At 73.5% G+C, this 5,181-nt stretch carries 6 protein-coding genes and 1 pseudogene; 2 read left to right on the top strand and 5 right to left on the bottom strand.

What is annotated here, in order from left to right; all coding sequences use genetic code 11:
• Together ACS04_RS24705 and ACS04_RS24700 are read right to left on the bottom strand one after the other, a co-directional pair.
• Nucleotides 1-999, bottom strand: a 999-nt coding sequence (locus ACS04_RS24705; protein ID WP_048478952.1) for a glutamate synthase subunit beta, incomplete at its 3' end; no start/stop codon positions are given.
• Between the two features lie 246 nt (nucleotides 1,000-1,245).
• Nucleotides 1,246-1,674 carry a MarR family winged helix-turn-helix transcriptional regulator gene (locus ACS04_RS24700; RefSeq protein WP_048478954.1) on the bottom strand — a complete coding sequence of 143 codons (429 nt, stop codon included), beginning with the start codon at nucleotides 1,672-1,674 and terminating at the stop codon, nucleotides 1,246-1,248.
• Between the two features lie 84 nt (nucleotides 1,675-1,758).
• Here ACS04_RS24700 and ACS04_RS24695 point away from each other — a divergent pair, with 84 nt between their 5' ends.
• Complete coding sequence (locus ACS04_RS24695) at nucleotides 1,759-2,637, top strand: alpha/beta fold hydrolase (RefSeq protein ID WP_048478951.1); 879 nt, start codon at nucleotides 1,759-1,761, stop codon at nucleotides 2,635-2,637.
• An 18-nt stretch (nucleotides 2,638-2,655) separates the two neighbouring features.
• Here ACS04_RS24695 and ACS04_RS24690 read toward each other — a convergent pair whose 3' ends face one another.
• Entirely contained in the window at nucleotides 2,656-2,943 is a 288-nt protein-coding gene (locus ACS04_RS24690; protein WP_048478950.1) for a DUF6225 family protein, read from the bottom strand.
• A gap of 143 nt (nucleotides 2,944-3,086) precedes the next feature.
• Complete coding sequence (locus tag ACS04_RS24685) at nucleotides 3,087-4,070, bottom strand: aldo/keto reductase (protein WP_048478949.1); 984 nt, start codon at nucleotides 4,068-4,070, stop codon at nucleotides 3,087-3,089.
• 100 nt (nucleotides 4,071-4,170) lie between these two features.
• Between ACS04_RS24685 and ACS04_RS24680 the strand changes: the two genes are divergently transcribed.
• Nucleotides 4,171-4,758 (top strand): TetR/AcrR family transcriptional regulator, encoded by a 588-nt coding sequence (locus ACS04_RS24680; RefSeq protein ID WP_048478948.1) that lies wholly within the window; start codon nucleotides 4,171-4,173, stop codon nucleotides 4,756-4,758.
• Between the two features lie 29 nt (nucleotides 4,759-4,787).
• On the opposite strand, the pseudogene ACS04_RS24675 reads toward ACS04_RS24680, so the two are convergent.
• Nucleotides 4,788-5,181, bottom strand: a pseudogene (locus tag ACS04_RS24675) (hypothetical protein); the annotation flags it as partial.

Genomic DNA, 5,181 nt, shown 5'->3' with positions numbered 1-5,181 from the left:
CGGGTGCACCAGCGGCCACGGCTCTGCCTCGGGACGGTCGGGTCCCGGCTCCGGGCGTATGTCGAGCTGGACCACCGACAGCGCCCCTCGCCGCAGGGCGGTGCCCAGGCAGTCCGAGCCGGTGTCCCCGCCGCCGACGATCACGACGTGCCGGCCTTCGGCGGTGAGCGCGGGCCCGGCGTGATCACCCTCGCCGACCCGGTTGGCGCAGGTCAGGTACTCCATGGCCTGGTGGATTCCGAGCAGCTCACGGCCCGGCGCGGCCAGTTCCCGGCGTTCCTCGGCCCCCACGGCGACGACCACCGCGTCGTGGCGCCGGCGCAGCTCGGCGGCGTCCACGCGGCCGCCGATGTCGGCGTCCGTTCGGAAGACCGTGCCCTCGGCCCGCATCTGGGCGATCCGCCGCTCCAGGTGGATCTTCTCCATCTTGAAGGCGGGAATCCCGTAGCGCAGCAGACCTCCGATGCGGTCGGAGCGCTCGTAGACGACGACGGTGTGCCCGGCGCGCGTCAGCTGCTGGGCCGTGGCGAGCCCGGCCGGCCCGGAGCCGATGACGGCGACGCTCTGCCCGCTGAGCCGGCCGGGCGGGGCCGGCGGGGCGTACCCGAGCTCCCAGGCCTGGTCGGCGATGGTCTGCTCGACGTTCTTGATGGTCACCGGATCGGCGTTGATCGCGAGGACGCAGGAGTCCTCGCAGGGCGCCGGACAGAGCCGGCCGGTGAACTCAGGGAAGTTGTTCGTGGCGTGCAGCCGCTCGGCGGCGGCGCGCCAGTCGCCGTGCGCGGCGTACGCGTTCCACTCGGGGATGAGGTTGCCGAGCGGGCAGCCGCCGTGGCAGAAGGGAACGCCGCAGTCCATGCAGCGGTTCGCCTGCTCGGACACCAGGGGCAGCAGCGTCTGCCCGGCGTGCACCTCGCGCCAGTCGCCGAGCCGCTGGTCCGCGGGGCGCGGGGGGACGGCGTTGCGGGGGGTCCGGAGGAACCCGTACGGGTCGGTCATACGCCGCCTCCCTGGTCACAGGCGGACACGACGGTCAGACCAGGCTACGCCGGGTTCCGGACCTGCGCGGTGCCCGGAAATTTACGCGGGGGCCGGGGAACCGCTCCGGGCCGTCGAACCGGCGGCGCGGGCCGGCTCCGGGCCGGACGAGGAGCCGGGCGTACGGGAAGGGGGGCGGGGGGACACCCGCAAGCGGTCGGCGCCGGACGGTGGTCGACCGCCCTCGGACCCCCGGCGCACCCGCCCCTACGCGCCCCTGCCTGCCACATCCAGCGCCGCGCCCAAGTAACGCCGTACGACGTCCAGTTCGGCGGGGTCGAACTCCTCCGCCAGATCGACCAGCCCGCCGATCAGGGGGCCGAAGAAGGACCGGCCCAGCTCGACGGCCTTCGGCTCCACCCCCAGCAGGACGCGGCGCCGGTCGCGCGGGTCGCGGCTGCGCCGGACCAGGCCCAGCCGCTCCAGCCGGTCGAGGAGCGCCGTGGTACCCGCCGAGTTGAGCCGCAGGGCCTCGCCGAGCCGCCCCGGGGTGATGGCCTCCCCCGCGCGCTCCGCGTCCAGCAGCCGGATCAGGGCCCGCAGATCGGTCGGGTGCAGGCCGTTGTGCGCAGCGAACTCGGCGCCGCGCAAGTGGAGTTCCACGGTGACCGCGCGCAGGAGGTGGACCAGCCGCATGGCGGGGGTGTCGTCATCGTTCACTCGACTATTCTCTCGCTCGGCGAGATAATCGGTCAACGAGACGATATCGGGGGGCCTGCCGTGACCGAGTCCGCATCCGCATCCGCATCCGCATCGCAGGATTTCTTCGCCGCCTACGACGCGCTGCTCGCGCGCTGGCCGGCCGGCACCGCCGAGATCGACGTACCGACCCCCTACGGAACGACCCGGGTCCACGCGTACGGGCCCGCCGGGGCTCCTCCGGTGCTGCTGCTGCACGGCGGCGGCTCCACCGGCGCAGTCTGGTTCGCCAACGCCGCGGCACTCGGCACGCACCATCGGGTGCTCGCCGCCGACATCCTCGGCGACGCCGGCCGCAGCGTGCGCGCGGGCCGCCCGCTGCGCACGAGCGCCGACCTGATGGGCTGGCTGGACGCGCTCCTCGAAGGGCTCGGCGTCCGCCGCGCCGCGCTGCTGGGGCATTCGTACGGCGCCTGGATCGCCCTGACGTACGCACTGCACGCGCCGGAGCGGGTCGACCGCCTGGTGCTCCTCGACCCGACCCAGTGCTTCTCGGGCTTCCGGCCCGGGTTCCTGCTGCGCTCACTGCCCGTGCTGGCACGCCCGAGGACGGCCCGGGTGCTGGCCTACCTCGACCGCGAGACGGCGGGCACGGACACCGACCCGGACTGGAAGCGGCTCTTCGCGCTGGCGGCCTCGGAGTTCGCGGGCCGCCGGCTCGTGGTCGGCCGCCGCCCGGACGCGGCGGCCCTGCGGGCCCCGCTCCTGGTCCTGCTCGCCGGCCGCAGCGGCGCCCACGATCCGGGGAGGGTGGCGGCCCGCGCCCGCGAGGCCGTACCGCACGCCCGGATCGAGACGCTCCCGCGGCTCACCCACTACGCGCTGCCCACGGCGGCGCCGGCGGAGACGAACCGCCTGGTCCGCGAGTTCCTCGGGGCCGAGGGGGCCGACAGCACCTAAAGGTCAGGTCAGGTCAGGTCAGTCCAGGTCGAGGTGATAGGCGCCGGCGGCAGCGTCGGCGAACAGGGTGAACTGGACGCGGTGGCCCGGTTCGCCGTCACGGTCCCTCTCGCCCTCACCCTCGCAGTCGACGTCCACCTCGACGGGCGCGGCGTCCACGAGGACGTACTCCCCGTAACTCTCGAAGTCCCCGGGACCGTCCGCGACCCCGATGTGGATCGGGGTCTCGTCGGGCAGCGCTGCCAGCACCTCGCGGAGCCGGCCGGCGGTCCACACCTGCGGATTGTGATCGAACATGTCAGCCATGCGGCGACATTAAAGGGCGAAAGGTGCACGACGGTCACGGCACGCCGGACGGTTTTCCGCATCCGCGGCGGTTCGATCGCCGAAGCGTTGCGATCCGCCGGTTCTGCCCGGCGTTGCCGCCCGGCGTTCCCTGCCGGGCACGGTCAGCCGTTCAGGGTCCGCATCAGCTCCGGGGCGTACCGGTCTCCCGAGACGATCCCGTGCGGGGCGACCTCGTCGATGGCGGCCAGGTCCGCGTCCGTGATCGTCACCGCCGTGGCGGCGATGTTCTCCTCCAGGTAGCGGCGGCGCTTCGTGCCCGGGATCGGCACCGCACCCTGGCGCAGGGTCCAGGCCAGGGCCAGCTGCGAGGGGGTCACCCCCTTCTCCGCGGCGAGGCGGCGGACCTGGTCGACCACGGCCAGGTTGCGGTCGAAGTTCTCACCGAGGAAGCGGGGGTCCGTACGGCGGAAGTCGTCGGCCGCGAAATCGTCCGGGGTGGTGATCGCGCCCGACAGGAAGCCGCGGCCGAGCGGCGAGTACGCGACGAGCCCGATGCCGAGATCGCGCAGGGTGTCGAGGACGCCGTCGTACTCGATGCCGCGCTCGAAGAGGCTGTACTCGGTCTGCACGGCGGCCAGCGGATGCACGGCGTGGGCGCGGGCGATGGTGGCGGGCGCGGCCTCGCACAGGCCGATGTGGCGGACCTTGCCCGCGGCGACCAGCTCGGCCATCGCGCCGACGCTCTCCTCGATCGGAACGTTCGGGTCCACGCGATGCAGGTAGTAGAGGTCGATGTGGTCCGTACCGAGGTGGCGCAGGGAGCGGTCGGCCGAGCGGCGGATGTACTCGGGGCTCCCGTTCTGGCCACGGAGGGCGCCCTCGTCGGTGAACTCGACGCCCGTCTTGGTGGCGACGACGGCGGCGTCGCGGCGGCCGGCCAGCGCCTTGCCGAGGAGCTGCTCGTTCAGGAAGGGGCCGTAGCCCTCGGCGGTGTCGAGCAGGGTGACGCCGAGCTCCAGAGCGCGGTCGATGGTGGCCAGGGACTCGGTCTCGTCGGTGGCTCCGTAATGGGCGCTCATGCCCATCAGGCCGAGGCCTTCGGCGCCGACCTCGAGGCCCTGACCGCCCAGTGCGCGCCTCTCCATGGTGCTGCTCCTTCGTAAGTAACTAACTGGATAGTTTTACTATGCACCGCTCTCGCGCTGCATGTCAATAACCAGATAGTTACTTGCTAGGCTTCGCCTCATGGCACGGGATTCCAGCGCGACCAAGGCACGCCTGCTCGACGCGGCCTTCTCCGAATTCGCCGCGTACGGCATCGCCGGCGCGCGGGTCGACCGCATCGCCGAGGCCGCGCAGGCGAACAAGCGGCTCATCTACGTCTACTACGGGAACAAGGAGCAGCTCTTCGACGCCGTGCTCCAGCGGGCGCTGGAGACGGGCTCGGAGTCCGTCCCCTTCGACGCCGACGACCTGCCGGCGTACGCGGGGGCCGTCTTCGACCACCTCGTCGCGCAGCCGTCCCTGATGAGGCTGGTGGTGTGGAAGCAGCTGGAGCGGCCCGGCACCACGGAGGCGGAGCAGGAGTCCTACCGCGGCAAGATCGCGGTGGTGGAGGGGGCCCAGCGGGCGGGGCGCGTCGACGCCGCACTGGACCCCGCCGATGTGCTCACGCTCGTACTGGGCCTGTCCCAGGCCTGGTTCGGCGCGGTGGGCGGCCCGGCCGCGGGCGGCGCGGGCGCCGGCTGGACGTCCGAGCGGCTGGCCCGGCACCGCACGGCGGTGGTCGAGGCCGTACGCCGCATCACGTCCCCGCCCCCGAAGGCCCCCTGAGCGAGTTCCCGAGCCCAGCCTCGCCCCGGTCAGGCGAGCGGGTCCAGCCCGGCGAGGAGATGGGCGACGCCGAGGCCGGTGGTGAGGTACTCCTCGAAGAGCTTGTTGTTCAGGGCCGAGGGGGACCGTTTCCGTCGGACGGCGCCGATGGCCGTCGGCGCTTCGTGGCCGAGTTCGACGAGGGTCTGGGCGACGACCAGGCCGGAGCGGTTGTAGCCGGCGTTGCAGCGGACCAGGACCGTACGCCCGTCCTGGACGGCCCGGGCAGCGGCTTGCGCGAGCTGCCGGACTCCCGGCCCGCCCCTGGCAGGCCCCTCGGCGTGCAGAACCGGCGGCGGCCCCGCCGCACGCTGCGATGCGGGTAGGACCCGCCCGCCGCCCCGGCCCGGCCCCGGCTCGCGGGGGCGGGCCGGGGCGGCGGGG

Source organism: Streptomyces roseus (genome assembly GCF_001044425.1).
GTDB lineage: Bacteria > Actinomycetota > Actinomycetes > Streptomycetales > Streptomycetaceae > Streptomyces > Streptomyces roseus.
This window is presented reverse-complemented; position numbering and strand designations above follow the sequence as displayed.

Coding starts and splice junctions, on each gene's coding strand:
- ACS04_RS24685 (WP_048478949.1), bottom strand. CDS start 4,070: ATGGAGAGGCGCGCACTGGGCGGTCAGGGCCTCGAGGTCGGCGCCGAA.
- ACS04_RS24690 (WP_048478950.1), bottom strand. CDS start 2,943: ATGGCTGACATGTTCGATCACAATCCGCAGGTGTGGACCGCCGGCCGG.
- ACS04_RS24700 (WP_048478954.1), bottom strand. CDS start 1,674: ATGCGGCTGGTCCACCTCCTGCGCGCGGTCACCGTGGAACTCCACTTG.
- ACS04_RS24680 (WP_048478948.1), top strand. CDS start 4,171: ATGGCACGGGATTCCAGCGCGACCAAGGCACGCCTGCTCGACGCGGCC.